The 22,763-nt window shown below is 66.2% G+C and carries 23 protein-coding genes; 18 read left to right on the top strand and 5 right to left on the bottom strand.

Annotation, left to right across the window (positions count from 1 at the left end):
- Positions 1-92 precede the first annotated feature (92 nt).
- From KA383_09415 to KA383_09340, 16 genes are all read left to right on the top strand, one after another.
- Positions 93-401 carry a nucleotidyltransferase domain-containing protein gene (locus KA383_09415; protein MBP7746342.1) on the top strand — a complete coding sequence of 103 codons (309 nt, stop codon included), beginning with the start codon at positions 93-95 and terminating at the stop codon, positions 399-401.
- Entirely contained in the window at positions 391-750 is a 360-nt protein-coding gene (locus KA383_09410) for a DUF86 domain-containing protein (protein ID MBP7746341.1), read from the top strand. Before KA383_09415 ends, KA383_09410 begins: the two co-directional genes overlap by 11 nt.
- A gap of 66 nt (positions 751-816) precedes the next feature.
- Positions 817-1,380: a hypothetical protein gene (locus tag KA383_09405; GenBank protein MBP7746340.1), complete on the top strand. Its 564-nt coding sequence runs from the start codon at positions 817-819 to the stop codon at positions 1,378-1,380.
- Positions 1,381-1,432: 52 nt separating this feature from the next.
- Entirely contained in the window at positions 1,433-2,104 is a 672-nt protein-coding gene (locus tag KA383_09400) for a class I SAM-dependent methyltransferase (GenBank protein MBP7746339.1), read from the top strand.
- A gap of 70 nt (positions 2,105-2,174) precedes the next feature.
- Positions 2,175-2,843, top strand: coding sequence for a RibD family protein (locus KA383_09395; protein ID MBP7746338.1), 669 nt, complete (start codon positions 2,175-2,177; stop codon positions 2,841-2,843).
- Positions 2,844-3,127: 284 nt separating this feature from the next.
- Positions 3,128-3,901 (top strand): class I SAM-dependent methyltransferase, encoded by a 774-nt coding sequence (locus KA383_09390; GenBank protein ID MBP7746337.1) that lies wholly within the window; start codon positions 3,128-3,130, stop codon positions 3,899-3,901.
- Between the two features lie 120 nt (positions 3,902-4,021).
- A complete protein-coding gene (locus KA383_09385) occupies positions 4,022-5,323 on the top strand; it encodes a DUF1080 domain-containing protein (GenBank protein ID MBP7746336.1) in 1,302 nt (433 codons plus the stop codon).
- Positions 5,324-5,619: 296 nt separating this feature from the next.
- Complete coding sequence (locus KA383_09380; GenBank protein MBP7746335.1) at positions 5,620-7,320, top strand: citrate lyase subunit alpha; 1,701 nt, start codon at positions 5,620-5,622, stop codon at positions 7,318-7,320.
- A 141-nt stretch (positions 7,321-7,461) separates the two neighbouring features.
- Positions 7,462-7,698 carry a DUF433 domain-containing protein gene (locus KA383_09375; GenBank protein ID MBP7746334.1) on the top strand — a complete coding sequence of 79 codons (237 nt, stop codon included), beginning with the start codon at positions 7,462-7,464 and terminating at the stop codon, positions 7,696-7,698.
- A gap of 3 nt (positions 7,699-7,701) precedes the next feature.
- Complete coding sequence (locus tag KA383_09370; protein ID MBP7746333.1) at positions 7,702-8,082, top strand: DUF5615 family PIN-like protein; 381 nt, start codon at positions 7,702-7,704, stop codon at positions 8,080-8,082.
- Positions 8,083-9,681: 1,599 nt separating this feature from the next.
- On the top strand, positions 9,682-10,044 hold the full coding sequence (locus tag KA383_09365; GenBank protein MBP7746332.1) for a PAS domain-containing protein: 363 nt from the start codon (positions 9,682-9,684) through the stop codon (positions 10,042-10,044).
- A 215-nt stretch (positions 10,045-10,259) separates the two neighbouring features.
- On the top strand, positions 10,260-11,159 hold the full coding sequence (locus KA383_09360) for an MBL fold metallo-hydrolase (protein MBP7746331.1): 900 nt from the start codon (positions 10,260-10,262) through the stop codon (positions 11,157-11,159).
- A gap of 118 nt (positions 11,160-11,277) precedes the next feature.
- Positions 11,278-11,670 carry a hypothetical protein gene (locus KA383_09355; GenBank protein MBP7746330.1) on the top strand — a complete coding sequence of 131 codons (393 nt, stop codon included), beginning with the start codon at positions 11,278-11,280 and terminating at the stop codon, positions 11,668-11,670.
- Positions 11,671-11,786: 116 nt separating this feature from the next.
- On the top strand, positions 11,787-12,509 hold the full coding sequence (locus KA383_09350; protein ID MBP7746329.1) for a hypothetical protein: 723 nt from the start codon (positions 11,787-11,789) through the stop codon (positions 12,507-12,509).
- Complete coding sequence (locus tag KA383_09345) at positions 12,510-13,376, top strand: endo alpha-1,4 polygalactosaminidase (protein ID MBP7746328.1); 867 nt, start codon at positions 12,510-12,512, stop codon at positions 13,374-13,376.
- A 55-nt stretch (positions 13,377-13,431) separates the two neighbouring features.
- Positions 13,432-14,844: a hypothetical protein gene (locus KA383_09340; GenBank protein MBP7746327.1), complete on the top strand. Its 1,413-nt coding sequence runs from the start codon at positions 13,432-13,434 to the stop codon at positions 14,842-14,844.
- Between the two features lie 110 nt (positions 14,845-14,954).
- On the opposite strand, the gene KA383_09335 is transcribed toward KA383_09340, so the two are convergent.
- The 5 genes from KA383_09335 to KA383_09315 are packed head-to-tail and all read right to left on the bottom strand — an operon-like array spanning position 14,955 to position 19,450.
- A complete protein-coding gene (locus KA383_09335; GenBank protein MBP7746326.1) occupies positions 14,955-16,085 on the bottom strand; it encodes a hypothetical protein in 1,131 nt (376 codons plus the stop codon).
- Complete coding sequence (locus KA383_09330) at positions 16,064-16,945, bottom strand: hypothetical protein (protein MBP7746325.1); 882 nt, start codon at positions 16,943-16,945, stop codon at positions 16,064-16,066. Before KA383_09330 ends, KA383_09335 begins: the two co-directional genes overlap by 22 nt.
- Positions 16,946-16,991: 46 nt before the next feature.
- The gene (locus KA383_09325; GenBank protein ID MBP7746324.1) at positions 16,992-17,966 is read right to left on the bottom strand and encodes an SUMF1/EgtB/PvdO family nonheme iron enzyme; all 975 of its coding nucleotides are present in this window, start codon (positions 17,964-17,966) and stop codon (positions 16,992-16,994) included.
- 25 nt (positions 17,967-17,991) lie between these two features.
- Positions 17,992-19,002 (bottom strand): hypothetical protein, encoded by a 1,011-nt coding sequence (locus KA383_09320; protein ID MBP7746323.1) that lies wholly within the window; start codon positions 19,000-19,002, stop codon positions 17,992-17,994.
- Positions 18,995-19,450 (bottom strand): hypothetical protein, encoded by a 456-nt coding sequence (locus KA383_09315; GenBank protein MBP7746322.1) that lies wholly within the window; start codon positions 19,448-19,450, stop codon positions 18,995-18,997. Before KA383_09315 ends, KA383_09320 begins: the two co-directional genes overlap by 8 nt.
- Before the next feature lie 687 nt (positions 19,451-20,137).
- On the opposite strand from KA383_09315, the gene KA383_09310 reads away from it, so the two are divergent.
- Together KA383_09310 and KA383_09305 are read left to right on the top strand one after the other, a co-directional pair.
- Positions 20,138-20,509: an STAS domain-containing protein gene (locus KA383_09310; protein MBP7746321.1), complete on the top strand. Its 372-nt coding sequence runs from the start codon at positions 20,138-20,140 to the stop codon at positions 20,507-20,509.
- A 337-nt stretch (positions 20,510-20,846) separates the two neighbouring features.
- On the top strand, positions 20,847-22,529 hold the full coding sequence (locus KA383_09305; protein ID MBP7746320.1) for a DEAD/DEAH box helicase: 1,683 nt from the start codon (positions 20,847-20,849) through the stop codon (positions 22,527-22,529).
- Positions 22,530-22,763: the final 234 nt, after the last annotated feature.

The following is a 22,763-nucleotide window of genomic DNA, read 5'->3' as shown; positions in this document are numbered from 1 at the left end:
GGCAAACGTCGTTGCCCGCTTCTGTCTGGCCTCGCCGACGACTACAATGGGGGTGTTCGTAAATCGAGCGATTGCTTCGTGAGGAGCGTGCGATGCTCCCGCTCATCGACCAACACCGCGCGGAACTGACGGCACTTTGCCGTCGCTATCACGTCGCGCGGCTTGATGTCTTCGGCTCCGCGGCTACCGGCGAATTCGATCCCGCGCGCAGCGACCTGGATTTTCTGGTCGAGTTTCGCGACCTGCCGGCCGAGCAGCGGTTCGACACCTTCTTCGAATTGCAACGCGCCCTGTCCGAGCTCTTCGGTCGGCCCGTCGATCTGGTCGAGGCGGATGCTCCACGCAACCCGTACTTTCTCCGCCGGTTGAACGAGAGCCGGAGGCCAGTGTATGCCGCATGACGCGCAGAAATACCTGTACGACATTCTCAGTTCGTGCGAGTTCCGGCGCGAGTTCACGGCGGGGCGTGCGGTGGACGACTATGCGCAGGAGCGCGGGTTTCGTTCGGCGGTGGAGCGCGAATTGCAGATCATCGGGGAGGCCGTGCTGCAACTGGACCGGGTGGCACCCGACGTGGCTCGGCGCATTCCGGAGCACCGCAACATCATCGGGTTCCGCCACGTGCTCGTGCATGGCTACGACAGCCTGCAACCCGCGACCGTGTGGAACGTGATTGAGACGAAACTGCCCGTGTTACAGAGCGAGGTGGGAAAGTTGCTCGCGGAGCTTGATTCGCAAGGTGATTCGTGACACTCGGTTGTAAGTCCGACGAGCGCGGGGCGTGAGCGCAGGGGTCTACCTGACGGAGGGAGTGCGATGAACGGGCGGTTTGCGATCGTGTCTGCGGTGCTGGCACTCGGCGGCTGCACGGGGCTCGCGGTGAAGCCGATGCCCGAGCGGCTGGCAGCGGAAGAGCAGCAGGCATACGACTACGGCTGGCAGCATTTGACGACCATGCAGAGCGAGGTCGATCGCACAGCGCTGCTTGACACGATCCTCGTCGGAAAACTATGGCATCAGGGCGTAGATCGCCTCCAGTTGCGCAGCGAGAAGCAGGTCGGGGACGTGCTCGTTGTCATGGAGACGGACTTTGATCGTGCGGACCCGGAGGGGGATGTGTTCGTGGTTTCCTTCTACGACACCCAGCAGCGTGTGCTTCGGCAGGAGGCATTCGCGGCGGGCGAACTGGATGCCGCCGTTGCGTTGTATATGACGCTCGAGGGTGAGATCGAGGGCGAGCGCGAGGCGGAGCGCCAGGAGCGCAAGGCGCGGCTGGTGGAGCGAGATGAGCGGTGGGCGCGCGTGCGGCAGGTCTTCCCGCGGCCGCCGGAACCGAGCGAGCAGTCTGAGACCGTGATACCGAATTCAATCGCTGAGTGAGACCGCTACGCACTCGCGCGATCCGCAATCAATATTCTGTCAACCGTAGGCGATGAGCTACTACTCCGACCATCTCTCCGCCGAACGCCTTCGCCGGTGCTATGAAATCGCTCCGCTGCGCGTGCAGCAGTACTTTGAAGCTGAAATCCAGCACGTCCTGGCCCGCGTCCGACCGACCGACGCAGTACTCGAACTCGGCTGCGGCTATGGCCGCGTGGTTGCACGGCTCGCCGGCGTAGCCCGCTCGGTCGTGGGGATCGACACGTCCGCCGCCAGTCTCGCGCTGGGCCGCGAGCTGCTCCGCGACCGGCCGAACTGCCGGCTGCTGCAGATGGACGCCTGCGCCCTCGGCCTGCGCGACGCGACGTTCGACGCGGTCGTCTGCATCCAGAACGGCCTGTCCGCGTTTCACGTCGAGCCGCGCGCCGTCATTCGCGAGAGCCTGCGCGTCACGCGCCCCGGCGGACGCGTCCTGCTGTCCACCTACGCCGAGCGCTTCTGGCCGCACCGGCTGGACTGGTTTCGTCGGCAGGCCGCGGAAGGGCTGCTGGGTGAAATCGACGAAGCGGCTACGCGCGACGGGCACATCGTCTGCAAGGACGGCTTCACCGCCCGCACGATCAGCGCCGACGAGTTTCTCGCCCTGAGCAACGGCCTCGCGTTCCGGCAGCGGACGCTCATCGAGGTGGACGAGTCGAGTCTTTTCTGCGAGATTCTCGTCTGACGGGGGTGCCGGAGTTGTTGCTCATCGCCGTTGCGGTGGCTGTCCCGCGTATTGAGGAGGTAGAGCGCCCGTGTTGCCGCGTGTGATTCTGCATAACGCCGTCAGCGTCGACGGCCGGATGGATTGGCTGAATATCGATCTCGCGCAGTACTACGGCCTGGTGCCGCGCTGGCGCGAGAATGCCACGCTCGTCGGGGCCGGCACGATCTTGGCCGCCCCGGACCCGGTACCGCCGGAGGATGCATCCGCGTTCGAGCCTCCGCCGGTCAAGCCGCGCGACAAGCGCCCGCTGCTCGTCGTGCCCGACAGTCGTGGGCGCGTGCGCAGTTGGCACGCGCTGCGGCAGGCGCCGTACTGGCGCGGCATGGTCGCGCTCTGTTCGCGCGCGACCCCGCGGGAGTATCGCGATTACCTCAAACGCCGACACATTGACTGCATTATCACCGGTCGCGCGCAGGTCGATCTGCGCCGGGCGCTGGAAGAGCTCAACGCCCGCTACGGCGTGAAGGTCGTGCGTGTGGACAGCGGCGGCACGCTCAACGGCGCGCTGCTCCGCGCGGGGCTCATCAGCGAAGTCAGCATCCTGATTCAGCCGAGCCTTGTCGGCGGCACCACCCCACGCGGGCTGTTCCTGGCGCCCGATCTGACATCCGCCGCCGGCGTGGTCGGGGCGAAGCTCGCCCAGGTCGAGAAGCTCAAGGGCGGCGTCGTGTGGCTCCGGTACAAGGTCGCGCGTTAGCGCAGCGGTGCGCGCGCTTGGCTTGGGTGGTACGGGCATCTTGCCCGTTCCCAGGGCAGGGGGAAGAACGGGCGAGACGCCCATACCACCCCGACGGGCGGGATGCCCATACCACCCTCCGTACTGGCAGAAATTGCCCCGGGCCGGCACAATAGCAGGCTGAACCCTGGGGCTTGGGCCGAGCGCTCCATCCGCCGACGCGGCAGTACCGTCAGCCGGCAACCTGAAAGGATCTGACTCTGTCATCACCAGCCAACGAAACGCCCGCCGCGACGCCCGCTGTCATGCACCGCGCGTGCCCCGTGTGTGGCGGCGACGACTCCCGCCTGCTGCTGACGCGCGGCCCCTGGCGGCTCGTCGAATGCGCCGCGTGCCACCTGGCGTACCTGCCCGACATCCCGACCGGCGAGCGCGTCGAGACCGAGTTCGAATGGAATGCATCTTTCGCCCGTGAACGCTGGGAGCGCTGGCAGCGGAACCCGTTCACGCGCATCTACACCTACACGCTCATGCTGCTCAAGCCCAGTCGCGAACGCCGGGCCGTGCGACGCATTCGGCGCACCGTGCGCGGCGGTCGCCTGCTGGACATCGCGTGCGGCGACGGGCGTTTCGCGGCGGTCGCCCTGCGGGCGGGGTTCGACCCGATGGGCACGGAGCTGTCGCCGAAGATGGCCGCGAAGGCCCGCTGGCGGTTGGGCGATGAACGCGTGCTGATCGGCCGCCTTGAAGACCTCGCCCTCGCACCGGCGTCCTTCGACGTGATCACGGCAATCAGCTTCCTTGAGCATGACCCGCAGCCGGCCAAGCTGCTCGGGCAGGCGTTCAATCTGCTGCGCCCCGGCGGCGCGCTGTTCATCAAGGTGCCGAACTACGATAGCCTGCTCCGGCGGTGGCGCGGCGCACATTGGTCCGGCTACCGCTGGCCGGAGCATGTGCAGTATTTCACGCCGGACACGCTGGGCCGGCTCGTCCGCGCGGCCGGCTTCGAGGTCGGCGAGGTCTTCGCGCCGCGCCTGGGCGACAACCTGTGGCTGACCGCGCTCCGGCCGCGGGCGTAGTGCCATCGGGCCACTTTGCATGGTAGTAGAAATCACCGAGAATGCCCGGCTTGAACGGATACCGCGGCTATTAGGTGCGCCGCTGACGTTCAGCGTCGCGCGCCGTTGGAGGATGCAATCATGATCGCACACCGTTTTCTGAGCACAGGATTGATCGCATGCGTGGCCGCCATGGCGCTGGCTCAGCAGCCGGCGAAGCCGCCCGCCGGATCGCAGCTCACTCCCGCCGAGCAAGCCGCCGGCTGGAAGGTTCTGTTCGACGGGAAGGACACGACGGCTTGGCGCGGCTACAAGCAGAAGAGCTTTCCCACCGAAGGCTGGGTCGTTGCCGACGGGTGTCTGAAGACTGTCGCAGGCGCCACCGGCGGCGATCTTATCACCGCCGACCAGTATGGCGATTTCGAGTTGACGCTCGAATGGAAGGTCGCGCCCAAGGGCAACAGCGGCATCATCTACCGCGTCACCGAAGCGAACGACGAGACATGGCAGACCGGGCCGGAATACCAGATTCTCGACGACGCCGGCGCCGGCGAAGCGCCGGAGTCTAATCACTCCGCCGGATCCATGTTCGATCTCTGCCCGGCCGTCGCCGGCAAGGTGCTCAAGCCTGCGGGCGAGTTCAATCAGGTGCGGATTCGCGTCCAGGATGGCGTCGTGCAGCACTGGCTCAACGGCAAGAAGGTGGTCGAGTGCCGCCTCGTCGGCGATGAATGGAAGAAGCTCATCGCCGGCAGCAAGTTCCGCGAGTACGACGGCTTTGGCCTCCAGCCGCGCGGGCACATCGCATTGCAGCATCATGGCGACGAGGTCTGGTTCCGCAACATCCGCGTCCGTGACTTGGCGGCGCCGCTGCCGGGCGAGGTGCGCTTGTTCAACGGCAAGGACCTGACGGGCTGGCAGGCGTGTCTGCCCGAGGGCGGGAAGATGGATGAAGTGTGGACGGTCGCCGACGGCGTGCTGGTCTGCAAGGGCCAGCCGGTGGGCTACATCCGCACGACGGCGGACTACACGAATTATGTGCTGAAGCTCGAATGGCGTTTCAACCCGGTCACGAAGCAGGCTGGCAACAGTGGCGTGCTGCTGCGTTTGATCGGCCCGGACAAGGTCTGGCCGAAAAGCGTCGAGGCCCAGCTTCAGAGCGGCAACGCCGGCGATTTCTGGAACATCGATGAGTTCCCGATGAAGGTCGATCCCGCGCGCACCGAGGGCCGCAACACGAAGAAGACGCACGGCGCCGAGCGCCCGATCGGCGATTGGAACGAGTACGAGATCACCGTCGATCACGGTACGATCACGCTGCGCGTGAACGGCGAGGTGTTGAACGAAGCGACGGACGTGCAGGAAACGCCAGGAAAGATCGGCCTGCAATCGGAGGGCGCGGAGATTCACTTCCGCAACGTGCGGCTGGCGCCATTGCCATAGAATGCAGCGCGGACCCGGCGCTGGTGCTGCGGGTTCCGACGGGCCACGCGGACTGGCCTTGTGCCACTGCTCTTGAGCAGTGCTTCTCCTGCACGCTGCGCGGGCCCGGCGCTGCCGCTTTGGGTTCTGTGGACCGCCGCCGCGTCGCGTCCGCCTTGGCGGGCACAGAGGCCTGCCCTACTGCCCCCTTTGCATTCCAGAGCGTTTTGTCGAAAATGGCGGATCTACACGCTGGCGGGGCGACCACCCGCCGACGCGTGCGCGCTTCGTGTCCGCCGTTGGAGAGGATGCACCGCATGTCGAAATCGTCTGTCCAGCTCGTCAAGAACGCCGCGGGACGCATGGTCCCGACCATCGTCAATGGCCAGCAACAGGTGCCGTTCAAAGGCGTCGGGCAGTATACGCCGACCGCCCGCAAGGCCGCGCCGCCGGTGCGCTCATCCAACGACTTCCCGCGCGATGGGAACAAGGTGGTGGCGGCGATGGTAGGGAGCCAGGGATCGAGGGATCAAGGGATCGAGGTGCCACGTGCCCTCGTTCCCGCGCGGGCGGCTTCGTGTTCCACCGCCGTCGAGGCCCTCAAGGTCGCCCTGAAGAACGCCGGCCTCCGCGACGGCATGCGCATCAGCTCGCACCACCATTTCCGCAACGGCGACAAGATCGGCGTCCCGCTCTTCCAGGCCGCGGCCGAGCTCGGCGTCAAAGATCTCATCTGGTTCCCCTCCGCGTGCTTCCCGTGCCACGCCCCGCTCATCCCGCTCATCGAGTCCGGCGTCATCCACCACATCGAGGGCAGCATGAACGGCCCCCTCGGCGACTACTGCTCCACCGGCAAGATGCGCGGCCTGGGCGTCCTGCGCTCGCACGGCGGACGCTGGCAGTGCGTCCAGGATGGCGAGATCCACATCGATATCGCCGTCCTCGCCGCCCCGACCTGCGACCCGTTCGGCAACAGCAACGGCGTCAACGGCCCGTCGGCGTGTGGCGGCCTCGGCTTCGGGCTGGTGGATTCGCTCTACGCCGACCACACGATCATGGTCACCGACAACCTCGTGCCGTTCCCGTGCGTGCCGTGGCAGATCCAGGGCAACAACGTGGACCAGGTCGTCGTCCTCGACGTCATCGGCGACCCGGCGAAAATCGTCTCCGGCACGACCGAGCTGACCAAGAGCCCCGACCGCCTGATGATCGCCGAGATGGCCGCCCAGTTCGTCCGCGACGTCGGCATCATGCGCGACGGGTTCAGCTTCCAGGCCGGCGCCGGCGGCACGGCGTTGGGCTTCGCCATCTACCTCCGCGACTACATGCGCGAGCGCAAGATCAAGGCCCGCTTCATCCGCGGCGGCAGCACGAAATACCTCGTCGAGATGCTCGAAGAGGGCCTCACCGACTACATCCTCGACGGGCAGACGTTCGACCTGCACGGCGTCCGCTCGATGCGCGACAATCCGCGGCACGTCATGACCTCGCCGTTCACGTCGTACAACTGGCACGGCAAGGGGCACTTCGCGACGTTCGTCGATGCGGCGGTGCTGGGCGCGACCGAGGTCGATGTGAACTTCAATGCCAACGTCGTGACGCACTCCGACGGCCGGCTGTTGCACGGCATCGGCGGCTGGCAGAACTGCCTCGCCAGCCCGTGCGTGATCCTGCCGATCCCGAGCGTCCGCGACCGCATCCCGGTCATCGTGGACAACGTGACGACGCTGGTCGGTCCCGGCGAGTTGATCGACGTGATCGTCACGGAGCGCGGCATCGCGATCAACCCGCGCCGCCAGGACCTCATTACGGCGATCAAGGAGTCCGGCTCGAAGCTGCCCATCCGCACGATCCAGGAGATCAAAAAGGAAGTGGACGACATGTGCGGCGGCCCGCCGGCCCCGCCGCAGTTCGGCGAAAAGATCGTCGCGGCGGTGAAGTGGGTCGATGGCACGGTGATCGACAGCGTGCGCGAGGTGGAAATCAAGGGTCCGGCGACAAGCGGCGGTGGGGAGTAGCGGCCGACCCCCGAGTCGGCCGTAGGAGGGCGAAGCTCACGCTGAGCCGCTCCGTGTGGCACTGCCATCCCGCCGGTGCGGGGTGGTTGAAGCTCCCGCCGAGCCACCCGGCAAGGTATAATTGCTTGTGAGGTGCCTGCCATGACCCGTGAAGAACTGCTGGCCCGGATCTCGATCGATCCCCAGGTGTGTTTTGGCAAGCCGTGCATCCGGGGGACGCGCATCTGGGTCTCGTTGGTTCTTGATTTGTTAGCCAGTGGCACAAGCATGCGCGAACTGCTGGACAACTACCCCGGCCTGACCGAGTCCGACATCTACGCGTGCATCGCGTACGGCGCCGAAATGTCGCGCGAGCGATACCTCAACCTCGCGGGGTGACGAATGCGCATCAAGTTGGACGAGAATCTGGGCGAGCGCGGGCGTCGCCTGCTCGCCGAGGCGGGGCACGATGTCGCTTCCACGCGCGACGAGCAGCTTGCCGGCGCGCCGGATGCAACGCTCATCGCGCACTGCGCGGCAGAAGCCCGCTGCCTGGTCACGCTCGATCTGGATTTTGCCAACCCACTGCGCTTTTCCCCGGACAAGTATGCCGGCATCGTTGTATTCCGTCCACCCGCCAGACCGAGTCTCGCTCTGCTGGAAGCCTGTGTCCACACGCTGCTGCGCGGGTTGCAGAGTGCTGCGCCGCTCCACAAGCTGTGGATTGTCGAGGTGGATCGCATCCGTGAATATCTGTCCTCGGAGGAAGCCGGCGGCGGGTAAATCGCCTCGCCGGACCCGCCGAAGTTCGGCGAAGAGATCGTCGCGGCGATCAAGTGGGTCGATGGCACGGTGATCGACTGTGTGCGGGAGGTGGAAATCAAAGGCCCGGCCGCAAGCGGCGGAGGTGAATAAACGGTCGCCCTCGCAGGGAGAGGACAGGGTGAGCGTGCGGAGGCTGGAGCGCGGACTGTGGCGCGTGGGCTGTGGCACCGGCGTCCCGCCGGTGTAGGGCGGGCGAAGCTCCCGCCGAGCCGCGTACAACGGTACGCCGCCCAGACTGCCGGTGCCTCGTCAGCAGGGAGCAACAGTAGGATGTTCTGTAAGGTATGTTACTACGACTTGCGTGGCCTATCTGAGCCCAGGTGTCCCGAATGCGGGACGCAATTCAACCCGGCTGACGTCACAACCTACCTAATGGAAGTCCCGGATCTGCGTGCTCAGTCGCTGCGGCGGATCGCCTGGATGCTGGCCATAGCACTTGTTGCTGCCTTCCTGATCATGGTGCACCTGGTGCCCAGCTTCTTCTTCGGCCCTGCAAGTAGCGGGCACTAGACATGGACAAACAGCGCGATGGGGCTCCCGGTTCATTCAAGTATTGCTTCGACCCCGTATGTCTTACTGCCCTGACAATCTACCTGGCGAACCGCTGGTTTATGAAACCTCATTGGGGAGCGTACATTAGTTTCTTCCCGGACTACCTCAACGACTTCCTTTGTATTCCCCTCTTTCTGCCACCGGTATTGCTCGTAAATTGTCTTCTTGGCGTCCGCCAGCGGAGTAGATACCCGACGGCGTTTGAGTTGCTGTTTCATCTTGTGGTATGGTCGGTCTGCTTCGAGGTCATAGCGCCGCTCTTTCCCGCTGTGTTCCGTACCACCGCAGACGCGCTCGACGTAGCGGCATACGCGCTGGGTTCCGGCGTGGCCGGCCTGGTGTGGGGCTCATGGCGGCATGGCCGCCTCGCGGGAGTGTGGCACGGCCGCTCACCAGCTCGGTTCCGCCGGGGTGAAGACGTACGAACACCCATCGTATTTCCATGAGGCGGTGGACCGTCAAAGCGGCCGTGTCCTTGGCTCACGCGCGATTTGAATGCTTGGCGGGCCGATCAAGCGGAGCTTGCAGAGCCCTGCATGCAGATTGCCATCGCCCCGCGCGCTTGCCGCCACGGTTTCTTGAAGTCACAGTCTGTGACTTCAAAAAGGCGAGTGGCACGTCCGATTGCCAACCTTGCAACGTCGAGTGGCAGCCGTGTGTATCACGCGCCGTTCCGAATCACGCAGAGCGCCGTATGGGGCTTCCGTGCATCCCAGCCGTATTACTCGGCGGCCGCATGTGTACGCGGCCGGACTGCATGTCGGCCCGCGGCGGTCCGCCCCGCTTCACTGGCGACGATGTCCGTCAACCCACGCCATTCAGCTTCGACGACTTGCTCTTCCAGACTGGAAGAGCAAGACCATGGTAGTCGTCACGCAGCACGACAGCCGGGTCCCCATGTCCGCCAACCGGAGACACGACATTCGCGCCTGGCGGGGGCATTGAAATCAGATCGCCGGGCAGGTCAAATGGCCTTGGATTTCGAGTTCCAAGAGATTGCCGAGGATGAGCGTGGAACCAGCCTGGATCAACGGTCTGAAGGTCTCGATGATCGTCTGCGATCACGAGGGGAAGATACTCTTCCTGAACTCCACCGCCGCCGAGAAGTACGCCAAAGACGGCGGACTGGCTCTAGTCGGTAAGAATCTGCGCGACTGCCACAAGGCGGAATCCAGCGCGCAGATCGCCCGGCTCATCGCCGAGGGCCGGCCCAACCACTACACGATCACGAAGAACGGCCGCAAACGCATGATTCACCAGATGCCCTGGTTCGAGGCGGGGCGCTGTGCCGGGCTCGTCGAATTCGCCATGGACATCCCCGACGATCTCCCGCACTTCGACCGCGACCAGCCGAGCAAGCCGGCCTGACGCCGCGCGCAAGCCCCACGCGTACACCACCGATTGCTGTCGGCGCGCCGGCTGGACTGCGTCCACACGGGCATGTCCGGCTGACAAGGCCTTGTCGATTCTTGTCGCCGGCGGCGTACGCAGACCGGGCCGCGACTATGCTGACTTACGCAGGGCAGCGATCGTCGCTGGCAGGGCAGGGTGGTCGCGCCCGTGGCTCGATGGGAGATTCGCCAATGCACGCCACACACCGCCGCATCGCTGCGTGTTTGCTGCTTTCCGTCGTCATCGCCGTACCGCTGCTGGCCCAGGAGCAGCCGCGGATCGAGTTTAAGTCCACGCGCCTCGCGGACCATGTGTACATGCTGTCCGGCGCCGGCGGCAACCTGGCGGTCGCGCTCGCGGACGACGGCGTGCTGCTGGTGGACAGCGAGTACAGTCAATTGCGCGACAAGCTGCTGGCCGCCGTGAAGGAGTTGAGCGCGCAGCCGATCCGCATGGTCGTGAACACGCACTGGCACTTCGACCACGTCGGCAACAACGAGTACCTCGCCCAGCACGGTGCCCGCATCGTCGCCCACGCCAACGTCCGGCAGCGCATGAGCAGCGAGCAGGTGCTGCGCAACCTCGACCGCCGCGTGCCGCCGTCGCCCGCCGCCGCGCTGCCGACGCTGACTTTCACGGACGCCCTGACCGTGTATCACGGTGGCGAAGAAATTCGCGTGCTGCACCTGGCCCCCGCGCACACCGACGGCGATAGCATCGTGCAGTTCAAGCAGGCCAATGTGCTGCACGCCGGGGACGTATTCTTCAACCAGTGCTACCCGTTCATCGATCTCAACGCCGGCGGGTCCATCGATGGTATGATCCGGGCGCTCGACCAGATCGCCAAACTCGCGGACGACCAGACGCGGATCATTCCCGGCCACGGGCCGCTGGCGACGCTGGCGGACCTGCGGACGTTCCGCGACATGCTGGCCACGCTTCGCGACCGGGTGCAGAAGCTCCTCGACGCCGGCAAGACGCGTGATGAGATCATCGCCGCGAAGCCGACGAAGGACTTTGATGCGAAGAACGAGGGTGGATTCGATCCTGATGCGTTTGTAGGCATCGTGGTCGACAGTCTGAAGCGCTAGGCGGCGTGCTTGGCGTCCGCGATCGAGCCGTTCGCGCACCGTGCGACGACGCCGGGTGCTTGCTAGTATCAATTGCTCGTCAGTGCGTAACTACGGGTCGAATTTCGGAGCATGCCGCGTGCCTTGGCTGGGTTGGGTCATCGTCGGGCTTGGCGTGCTGGAAGGGGGGTGGATGCTGTTTGATGGCGGTCGGGCGCTGGTGGTGGGGGACTACGTGACACCGAACGCCGGGCGACACGCCGGCCGGCTCGGGCCCTGGGCACACTTGGTTCGTGGGGTTGGTCTGGAACCGCGTTCCACGGTCGTGAAAGTGGGCCTCATCTTGCTCGGGCTTGCGTGGCTGGCTGCGGCAGCGGGGTTTGGCGGCCGATCGCCGTGGGGTTGGTGGGCCATGCTTGGCTGCGCGGTTCTGTCACTTTGGTACGTGCCAGTGGGGACGTTGCTCAGCGTGCTGCAAATCGGCCTGCTGCTGTTGCCCGCGGTGCGCGCCGCATGCCAAGGGAGTGCCTAGCACGCCGTGCGGACATTCCCCTCCCCACCGATTTGCCTTACTATTCAACGCCGCAAGCGAGATCGTGCGAACGGCCGCATGATGTTCGGGCGCCGGTACCGCTGCGGGAGCGCTGTGTGACCGGCGCATCGTACACCCCCAGAACTCTGGCTGCGTCCGGCCGTTTTCAGCCGCGGCACCTGACGGTTGCCGTTTACACGCTCGGCTCGACGGCCATCATCGTCTTCGCGCTGGGCTGGCCCGCCGCATTTGCCGGGCTGAGCAAGGCGCACCCCTTCGCCGCCGGGTTCGTGAAGCTCTTCTTCCTGGGCACATTTGGGGAACTGCTCAAGCGGCGGCTGAAGACTGGCGCGTGGGCGCTGGATCGGCCGCTGGAGCGGGCCGCCGTGTGGGGCCTGTTCGGCATGTGGTTTGCGGTGGCGTTCCCGGCGTTTTCGGCGGCGGTGGAGGGGCTGGTGGGGGCGAGTCTGTGGCCGGGGCGGGTGCCGGGCGTGCCGGAGTCGCTCTGGCTGGCGTTCTCCAAGAGCTTCTGGCTGAACGGCCTGGGCATGTACGGCTGGGGGATGATGGTGACGCACACTTACCTGGATTTTCTGATTCAGGGCCGGTGGCGAACCTGGAGCCTGCGGGCGTATGCTGCCCAGGCCGATGCCCAGTTCCTGCTGGCGTTCATTCCGAAGACGCTGCTGTTCTGGATCGCGGCGCAGACGTTTAATTACTCGATGCCGGCGGAATGGCGGGTCTTCATCGCGGCGCTGCTGGCGATCGTGCTCGGGTTCCTGCTGGGCGTGAGCCGGCGGGCGGCGCCGACCGGTCACGACCGTGCGGCGGATGCGTAGATGATTCAGCGAACGTGTCTCGTGGTCTTGCTCGGGCTCGCGATCGCGTGGTTTGGTTGCCCGCGCGACGGCAATGCCGATGGCAACTCGCCGGCGGACACGAATACGCCGGCGGACGCGGGCGGCGATTGGTACAAGCCCGACGTGGGCACGACATGGCAGTGGCAGCTTCAGCCCAGCGCCGCGAATGAGATCAACATCACCTATGACGTGGACGCGTATGACATCGATCTGTTTGACACAAGCACGGCGCTGATCGACGAGCTGCACGGGCAGGGGCGGCGGGTGATCTGTTATTTCTCGGCGGGCACGTACGAGGACTTCCGCGCGGACGCGAACGAATTCGCGGCCGCCGCGCTGGGCAACGCGCTCGAAGAATGGGCCGGTGAACGCTGGCTCGACATTCGCGCGGCGAACGTGCGGCAGATCATGCTGGCGCGCCTGGACCTCGCGGTGGAAAAGGGCTGCGACTGCGTCGAGCCGGACAACGTCGACGGCTACGTGAACGACAGCGGTTTCCCGCTGACCGCACAGGACCAGCTCGACTTCAACCGCTTCATCGCCGACGAGGCCCACGCGCGCGGCCTGTGCGTAGGACTCAAGAACGACCTCGACCAGATTTCGCAGCTCGTGGCGTACTTCGATTTCAGCGTGAACGAGCAGTGTCACGAGTACGACGAGTGCGACGCGCTGCAGCCGTTCATCGACGCGGGCAAGCCGGTGTTCAACGCCGAGTACGCCGGCGCGTATGTGAACAATGCGGCCGAGCGGACGGCGCTATGCGACGATGCGCAGGATCGTGGGTTTCACACGCTGGTGTTGCCGCTGAATCTGGACGACGCGTTCCGGCTCAGTTGCGCGCCGTGATTGCTGGCATCGGCGATCGCGGCAGCGACAGGCACACGTCCGCTGGAGGAGACTCATGAACGGGCCAGCGTTTTTTGGGCAGTCCGTGCAGAGGATGGGCCTGGGACTGGTCGGGCTCGCCCTGCTCGGCTGCCCGGCACAGAACTCGGACCCGAACGAGCCGGACGCGAACGGCGACGCGAATCAGCCGGCGGACGTCGCGTTCGTCGAAGTACCTGCGCCACTGTCCGGCGACAACCCGACGTACCCCCTGGTGGCGGCCGACGTTCCTGCCGCCGGTGAGGCCGTGACCGACACGCGCTTCGGAACCGCGCAGGTTCGCGTGACGCAGACAGTCGGCTTGCGGCACGAATACGCGCGGCATGATCCGTTCAATGCGGACAGCACGCTGATCCTGCTGATGTACTTGCCCGACGGTGAGTGGCGCATCTACCGCACGGACACGGTGCCGTACGATCAAGATCCCAGCCTGGTCCGCGCGGTGACCGTGGAGGAACCCCGTTGGGACCCGATCGATCCCGCGCTGCTGTGGGGGCTGCAGGAGTTCCGCATCGTGGCCGTTGACGTTGCCAGCGGCGCCGTCACGACCGTGAAGGACTTCGCCACCGAGCCGACGCTTGCGCCGATCCTGAACGCGAACCCTGACCTGTACCGCATCACCATGCGGGACGAAGGCGAAGCGTCGCAGGATTTCCGCTATTGGGCACTGCTGCTGCAGGGCTCCGCGGAGGATTACCGCGCGCGCTACCTGTTCACCTGGGATCGCCAGACCGATCACGTGCTGGGTGTGCGCGCCCTGGCCGCGGAGGAGGCGCGCATCGACTGGGTTGGCATGTCGCCCAACGGCACGTGGGTGCTGATCGGCGCCGACTGGGACAACAGCGCGCCGCTGACCGGTCTCACGCTGGCCAATCACGACCTGACGGAATTCCACCGCCTGGACTATGGCATTGCGCACGCCGACGTCGGGCTGGACAGCGAGGGCCGCGAGATCATCGTCATGCAGAATACCCAGACCGATTTCATCGATTTGATCCCGCTCGACTCGACCACGTTGCCGATCCTGGAGTCCGGAGGTGATTACGCCGGCACCGGACGCGTGCCGCTTATCCGGCTCTTTTATGACTCGGACTCGCCGGTGGGTTTGAACAGCAGCATTCACATTTCATGCAATCTGCCCGGTTACTGCCTGGTCTCGACGTTCACGGAGCCGGACCGGCCCGAACAGAACTGGCTGGATCGCACGCTTACGCTCGTGCGTCTTGATCGTCAAAACCCGCGCGTTTTCTATCTCGCGAAGGTGTACGGCACCGCGGGAGCGTACTGGGAGGAAACGCACGCCAGCCTCGCCCGCGACGGATCACGGGTCGTGTGGGCGTCCAACTGGGGGCAGGACGTCGGCCAGGAGCGCGTGTGGCTCATGAAGCTTGACCTGCCGCAGGGCTGGCCGGGTCGGTGCGAGGACTGACGCTCGCGCCACGTCCCACGCCTGACGACGCGGATGATGCGGGCGTAAACCGCTGCGTTCCCTGCGGTGCGCCTGGGTCGGCAGCCGCTCACCGGTGCCGGCCGCGCCGCTCAGCGAATCCCGGCGCAGGAATCCTGAGCCGCCGCGCCGGCATCTTCCGCTTGCTGCTGCAGTTGCTCACGCCGCCCGGCCGCGGCGTGGCAGAATTCTGCGTACAGCCGCGCGCCCGTGCCATTCGTCCACGCGCTGCGCGCGTGGCGTGCCGTCAATTCATCGATGCTCTCCAGATCGGCGTCAGCCAGCCGCGCGTGATCGGCGCACAGCCCGGCCACGCGGGCCAGCACCGGCGCAGTGCATGCCTCCGTCAGCTCCGCCGAGATCGGATTCAATTCGGCTAAGCGGCCGGCCGCCCAGTACCGGCGCACGAGGCTCAGCCACGGATCAAACTCCGACGCCTCCGGCCGGGTCGCGGCGGCCCAGTCGACGACCGTGAACTCCGCGCCGTTGCCGCTCCGCTCCGCCTCGCTACACGGTCCCTCGAGCAGAATCAGCGGAAAGCTCCGCCCCGGCGAGTAACGCAGCCCGCACGAGAGCGAGAGCGCCGCGCGCAGCGCCGCCGGCACGCCGGACCAGATCCAGGCCAGCACCCCCAAGGCGTCGAGCGGGCCCTGGACGAGCACCCGGCGGCCGCCCAGGAGGTGCAACAGGACACTGAGCAGGCGGTCCAAGTCGTCCGTGCTCGGTGACCACGTAGCGGGGGCAGCGGGGTACTCGATCGCGGCGCGCGCGTCGAGTTCCAGTTGTGCCAGGGCGACGGGTGGCTCTTCGCTCAGCCACTTGCCGGCGAGGGCGGCGCGCGCGGCGGTCCAGATGGCCAGGGGATCGCAGCGCAGGCGGCAGTAGTCGGCTGGCGTGAGGATCAACACGTGGGTGTGGACGCGGTGGTCGCCGCGGGCGCTGTGTTCGACGCCGGCGTTCTGCGCGCAGAAGATGCAGCGCCGCCCGCTCTGCATCGCGAAGCTGGCCAGGCCGCAGCCGTGCGCCGAGGCGTCGCAGATGCTCTGGTGCGAGGGGGCCCGCTGCACGATCTCGCGCTTCTCCTCGGGGCTGATCCCGGGGCTGCTGGCGATGAGCCGATAGCCGCGGCCCCACGGCGAGCGGATCGACGTGAAGACGGCCTGCTCGGCGACGACGGCGTCCGCGTGCGGCCGCACGCCGGTTACATCTGGTCGAGGATCCATCCAAACGGCTCCAGGACGCCGCGCAGAGCGGTGTGCAGGGGGATCGGCGTCACGTACTTTTGCTCCTCGCTCGTGGCGTAGCCCAGGGAGCCCACGACGCTGCTGGCGAAGAACTCCACGCGCTCGAAGCGGCTCTCGACCATGTGCCACATGCGGTTGAGGTTGGCCTGCGCGAACTGCCGCGGGTTGTCGAAGCACTCCGGCACGTAGTCGGCCTTGGTCAGCACGATCGCGATTGGCATCGGCACCCGTTTGTTCTGCTTGCGCGGGAACATCCCATCGATGTAACTCAGCATCTTCAGGGCGAAGAAGTCCGGCTGGGCGGAGCCGCTGCCCGCCAGCGCCGCGTCCGCGAGCACCAGAATGGCGGCCGACTTGCTCAGGAGACTGTCGATGACGCGAAACGTCGAGGGCGCGGCGACTTCTGCGGCGATTGCCTCGCCGGCCATGTCCGGCATGACCAGGTCTACCCATTTGGCGCGGCGCTGCCGGCGGCGCACCTGGTAGTAGGCCCAGTTCCACTGGTTGGCTTCCATGGGCGTCTTCGGTGGAAACATGCGGTGTGCCATGTGGCTGATCACCAGTTGCGGCAGGTCCACCGAGTACGGTCCGCGCGGGACCGCCTCGAACTCGTCGGAACGCTGCGAGAGCATGTCCAGGAGGAACCCCAGGTAGACGGTCTTGCCGACATTGCTGTCGCCGACCATGCTCACGATCCGCGGCTCACGCTCTTGGCCCTCGGCCTCGTGCCCCAGCGCCATCGGCGCGGAGCAGCCCGTGCACAAGACGGCCTGGGACTGATTGAGTGTCCCGCAAATCAGGCATCGCATGCCGTTTGTCGTGGTAGTCGCCGTTGCCACAGTCATCTCCTCAGCGCGGTCCCGTCCGTCGGGGGAACGCCACCGGTCACACCACCGCGTGCAGCGCGCACCGGAACCCGACGTTGTTGGAGCGCGCCACGCAGGCCAGACCGGTCCGGAACGTCGCCGTGGCCTGCCACGCGAAATACGTATCGAACGCCCCGCCGCGAATGCTGTTCATGCGCGAGTCCCCCACGACCCGCTGACCGTTCGTGTCCGCACACAGAAAATCCGAATTCGTCCACTCCCACACGTTCCCGATGAGCTGCAGCACACCGTTGGGCGCCGCGCCGCCGGGACAGGCCCCCACCGGCAGCGTGCCGTTGTGCCCCGAGGCCCAGATGTTGCAGCGCTGCAGGTCGAGACTGTCGCCCCACGGATAGCGCTGGTGGACATTGGCCTCGCTGCGGATCTGCCAACTGGCGGCCATCTGCCACTCCGCCTCGGTCGGCAGCCGGTAGCCCGCCCACTGCGCATAGGCCGCCGCCTCATAGAACGAGATCCCCACCACCGGGTGATCGGCCAGCCGTCGATCGTGGCGCCCGTTCTGCCAGTAGCGCGGCCCCGGCGTGTCGGTCATGTCCTTGAAGCTGATGAGGTGCGGCCAGATTTCCTCTGGCCACAGACTCATGTCGCGGTATCCCTCGGCGTCGACGAAGTGCTGGAAGTCGGCATTGGTCACAGCGTGCCGGGCCAGCATGAACTCCTGCGTTTCGCAGTCCGTCTCCGGCTGACCGGGATCATCACAGGTGGTCAGGGGAATCGACACGATTCCCGCCGGCACCAGCGCGAAGCGTTCATCGATCGCGCGGGCGGCTTCGGCCAGCACGGTTTCGAAGCGCGGCTGGTTCGCCCACGGCGAGGGCTGCGCCACGAAGTGCCCGAGGCGACCCGCTCGCAACGCCTGCTCCAGCAGGTCCGCGACCGGTTTCGTGGGTGCCGCGGGAACGAAGTCGCCGTGGAGTGGCGAACTCCGCGCGTTCGCGGCCTTCTTGCTACCGGCAAACAGTGTCAGGTTCACGGCCCGATCCTCACCTCACAAGGCTCTACACTGATCCAATTGCCTTCCGCTTGGCGTCGCGGCACAGCTTCTGGAACCGTTCCAGCGACTCGCTGGCTTTCTGGTCCGCGGGCTTCAGCGCCGCCGCACCGCGCTTCCCGCCGCCACTGCCCTTTTCGGGCTGACCGGGGCTCGCGAGCAGCTCGCCTTTCTGCGCGGCCAGCGCATCCAGCTCCGCCTGGAGCTGCTTCTGCAGGCTCGCGAGGTTCGTGGCAGCGCTCTCCAGTTCGTTGCGGGCCGTGGCGGCTTCCGCCTGGGCGCGCTGCAGCGCGGCCTGCTCCTCGTCGAACGCGGCACGACGCTGCTCCAGTTCCGCAGCCGCCTGCTCGAGCGCGGCCTGCTGGGCCTGCATCTCGGCCGCCTGCCGCTGCAACTCCTCGCTTTCGGAGGACAGTTCCTGCTCGCGGGCAGTCAACGTCTTGCGCAGCTTCTCCACCTCGGCGCTGGCCGCGGCGACTTCGTCGGAGCGCTTGGCGAGGTCGCTTTCGACAACGCGCGTGCGGGCCAGGTCTTCCTCCAACGCCGTCCGCTTTGATTCCAAGGCACTGGCGGCCGCGGCGGCCTGCTGTTCCTGTTCAACCAGCGCGGCCGCGCGCTTGGCCAGATCAGCTTCCGCGGCGGCCACGGACTTCAGCCGCGGCTCGAGCTCGGTCTGCTGCTGCTTCAGTTCGGCCTGCGCGGCTGCGATGCGCTTCGTCTCGGCGCTGACCTGGGCTTCCGACTGCGCGCATTTCTGCTCGCGCGCGGTCAGATCGGCTTCGCGCTGCTCGTAGCGATCGCAGAACTCGCTTTCGCGCCGCTCGACTTCCTCGTGGCGCTGCGTGAGCTCCTTCTCAAACTCGAGCAGGGCGTTGCGGCAGTCCTCCAGGGCCGTGGTCCGCGCCGCCAGCAGCTCGCGCATCGCCCGCATTTCCGCGATCACCGCCCGGCCGAGGGACTCCATCTCTGCCACCTTCAGATCGGGCACGTCCAGCAGTTTACCTGTGGTGCTAGTCATTCTTTCGTCTCCACCAACCACGTCCCGCCGCCGGCTTGTTCTCTTGCTCGGCTGGCTGCTGGGCTTGCGCGGCCCGGTATTCCTCCAGGAGCTGCTGGACGCTGCGGTTGCCCCCACACAGCCGCCGCCGGACCCGGATCGCCTGGGCGGTCTCGTGGTCGAGCGTCTGGAGGAACGCTTCGTCGGCGGGCAGGGGCGCCGACGTGGCGGGATCCGCACTCGGCGTCGCGGGCGTCGCACCCGGGGGCTCGGGCGTCACCAGGGGTACAGTGGCCTCGCGGGGCACAGCGTTGGGCACGAGTTTCCGGGCCACCTCAAGGAGCGCGGCGTGCCCCGCCTCGACAATCGACAACCAGACTCCGAGCTTGGCATCCAGCTCAGACAGACGCTCGGCAAGCTCACTGTCACTTGCCCGTATGGATGTCAGTTGGTTTTGGAGGGTTGTCATGTCCATCGTTCTTCGGTCTTTATGAGACCGCCCTCACGTGCAGCATCGGTTGCCCACCGCCGCCGCACGCCTGGAAACTGGTGAGGGAAGCCGGTGTCACATTGGGGAATATACGATTCGTCGAACGGCGTGCGTCGCGAAAAAGGCAAAAAAGCACCCGGGCGTGCCCGCCCGACGTGCGGCGCGGCAGCATTATCACGCGTGACCTCGGCGACGACCGCGGCCGGGCGCGCATCGCGCTCGTTTATCCGTCCGTTGTTGACGCGCGGGCGCGCCGCTGGAGCCAGCGCCGCGAACGCGCCGCAGCGGACCTTGCTCGGTGCGGCGCCGCCTCGCGCCGCCGGCGCTCCGTTTCATGTCCGGCACGTCGGCTGCCGGATGACCGCATGGAACCTTCGTGTCGCCAACCTGCCCGCGTGGACCGACGTGCGCGCTCCGCGGGCTGGCGTGATGCTGCCGCGGCGCACGGCAGCGCGTGCGTGCCACAGCGGCCTGACCTGGCCTGGGTGGCGCGTCGGAGTTGCGCTTACGGATGGGCCGGGGTCACGGACGGTTGCCGCCAGTGAATCGCGGAAAACGCGCCGTGCCGGGTCGCCGGCGACGGATTCCGCGTGCCAGTCGGCGCCGGAACGGTACAATGCGGGTGCTGACTTAAGCGGATGTCGAGTTCTACGCCGGAGAAGCCGCATGAGCACCACCCCCAAGATCCTGGTTCAGAAAATGTGGGACGTCACGGTCGTGGACTTCCAGGAGGCCCGGCTGCTCGAGGCGCAGCAGATTGAGGCGATCGCCAAAGAACTCTACCGGCTGGTGGACGAAATGGACGTCAAGAAGCTGATCCTCGATTTCGGGAAGGTGCAGTTCCTCGCGTCGGCCGCGATCGGCGTGCTGATGAACCTGCACAAGAAATCGACGGCGATCAAGGGCACCGTCATCATCTGCAGCTTGCGCAAGGAGCTGATGAAGGTCTTCGAGATCATGAAGCTGACGAAGGTGCTCAAGTTCGCCGCGAACGAGGACGAGGCCCTGGTCCAGCTCGGCTACACGGCTGCGCGCTGAGCGTTGGCGACGGCTTTGGGGGGCGGGGGTGATTGTTGATCGTAGGGGCGCAGCTGGCGCCACGCGGCCCGGCTGGCCAGATGCTTTGACGGCGAATTTGGTGATATACTTGGGGGCCACGGCGACGACGGCAAGCAGTTCCCGGGCGCCACGGGCGTGCCATAAGTTGCTTGCAGCCGATCGTTTGCCACCTTGACTCAGTCGGCAAAGCGGTGGTTTTACCCGATTGCGCCAAACGTGGCCGCGGTAACCTGGTGCGGACACGACGATGGCGTGATACTCGCCACCCTCCGGCGTCATTGGACACGGCGCTGGCCGGGCGATCCTCGCCGACGACATGGGGTTGGGCAAGACGATCCAGGGCATCGGCGTGGCCGAGCTGCTGCGGCGCGAGGCCAACATCCGCCGGGTACTGGTGGTCTGCCCCGCGACGCTCAAGTCGCAATGGCGCGCCGAGATTCGGCGGTTTTCCGCGCTGGACTGCCAACTCGTGCTGGGCAGCGCCGCCGAGCGGGCCCGCCAATACGGCAACGCGTGTTTCTTCACCATCTGCAACTATGAACAAGTGCTGCGGGATATCCTGGCGATCGAGCAGGCCCCGTGGGACCTGATCATTCTCGACGAGGGCCAGCGCATTAAGAACTGGGAGGCGCAGACCAGCCGCGTGATCAAGGGCCTGCGTTCCCGCTACGCGCTGGTGCTATCCGGCACACCGCTGGAAAACAGGCTCGATGAGCTGTTTTCCGTCGTGGAGTTCATCGATGACCGGCGGCTCGGTCCCGTGTTTCGCTTCTTCAATTGTCACCGGGTCGTGGACGACAAGGGCAAGGTGCTGGGGTACAAGAACCTCGCCGAGCTGCGCGAGCGGCTCGCGCCGATCCTGTTGCGACGCACGCGCGCTTCGGTGATGCGCGATTTGCCGCCGCGGTCCACAGAGTTCGTCCGCATTGCGCCCACCGCGGAGCAGTTGGAATTGCACCGGACGCACCTGCGGATCGTCAGCGCCATTGTTCGCAAGCCCTACATCAGCGAGATGGATCTGCTTCGCCTGCGGAAGGCGTTGCTCATGTGCGGCATGTCGGCCGACAGCACGTACCTGGTTGACAAGCAGAAGCCGGGCTATTCGAGCAAGTTGGCCGCGCTCGACGACCTGCTCGGCGCGCTCCTGGCGGAGGCGAGCCACAAGATCGTCTTGTTCTCAGAGTGGACAACCATGCTGGGGCTGATCGAGCCGCTGATCCGTAGGCGGCGCGCCGCCTACGTGCGGCTCGACGGCTCGATTCCCCAGAAGCAGCGGCAATCCCTGGTACAGCGCTTCCAGAATGACCCCGCCTGCCGGTTGTTCGTGACCACCAACGCCGGTGCGACCGGGCTGAACCTCCAGGTTGCCGACACCGTCGTGAACGTGGATTTGCCGTGGAACCCGGCCGTGCTCGAGCAGCGTGTCGCGCGCGCGCATCGGATGGGCCAGAAGAACCCCGTGCAGGTGTACGTCCTGATCACTGAGGGCACGATCGAGGAGAACCTGCTGGGGACGCTCTCCGCGAAGCAGGAGCTCGCGCTGGCCGCCCTCGACGTTGCGTCAGACGTCGACACCGTGGATCTTGCCAGCGGTGCGAGCGAGCTCAAAAACCGGCTTGAGGTCCTCCTGGGCGCGCCGCCCGATGCACCCGTCGATGAGAGCGAGAAAGCCCGTCAGACCGCGGAAGCCGAGCGCTACGCGCGGCGCGAGCGAGTCGGGCTGGCGGCCGGCAAGCTGCTCGGTGCCGCGTTCGCGTTTGTCGAAGAACTGTTGCCGACGCCCCCGTCCGCGCCTTCCGAGTCGGCCCCCGCCGGAGCGCCGGCGGGCGGCCAGGAGCACTTGGTCGAAGCCGTTCGGCGGCAATTAGCGGAGTGCGTGGAACATGACACCGATGGTCGCTTGAAGCTGTCGGTCACTCTGCCCGACTCCGCCGCCCTGGATCAGCTCGCCGGCTCGCTGGCGCGTCTGCTCGCGTTCGCGCCCGGCCGTCGTGGTTAGGCGGTGATTCTTGGTTGCGGCCATGCACGAGCAGCGGCCTTGAAAACCTTTCCTGTATCGGCGTTCCCCGTGCGGCAGCGGCGTTTCCATGGTATATTAGGACACCGCGCCGACCTTCGCGAGAAGCGTCGTGATCGGTGACGAACGTCAGCGAGAGCGATCATAAGTGTTTATCTGCAATTGAGTTGCCACCGTAGCTCAGTCGGCAGAGCAGCGGTTTTGTAAACCGCAGGT

The organism is Phycisphaerae bacterium, from assembly GCA_017999985.1.
Classification (GTDB): domain Bacteria; phylum Planctomycetota; class Phycisphaerae; order UBA1845; family Fen-1342; genus JAGNKU01.
The sequence above is the reverse complement of the archived record's forward strand: the minus strand, read 5'-3'. Positions and strand labels throughout refer to the sequence as shown.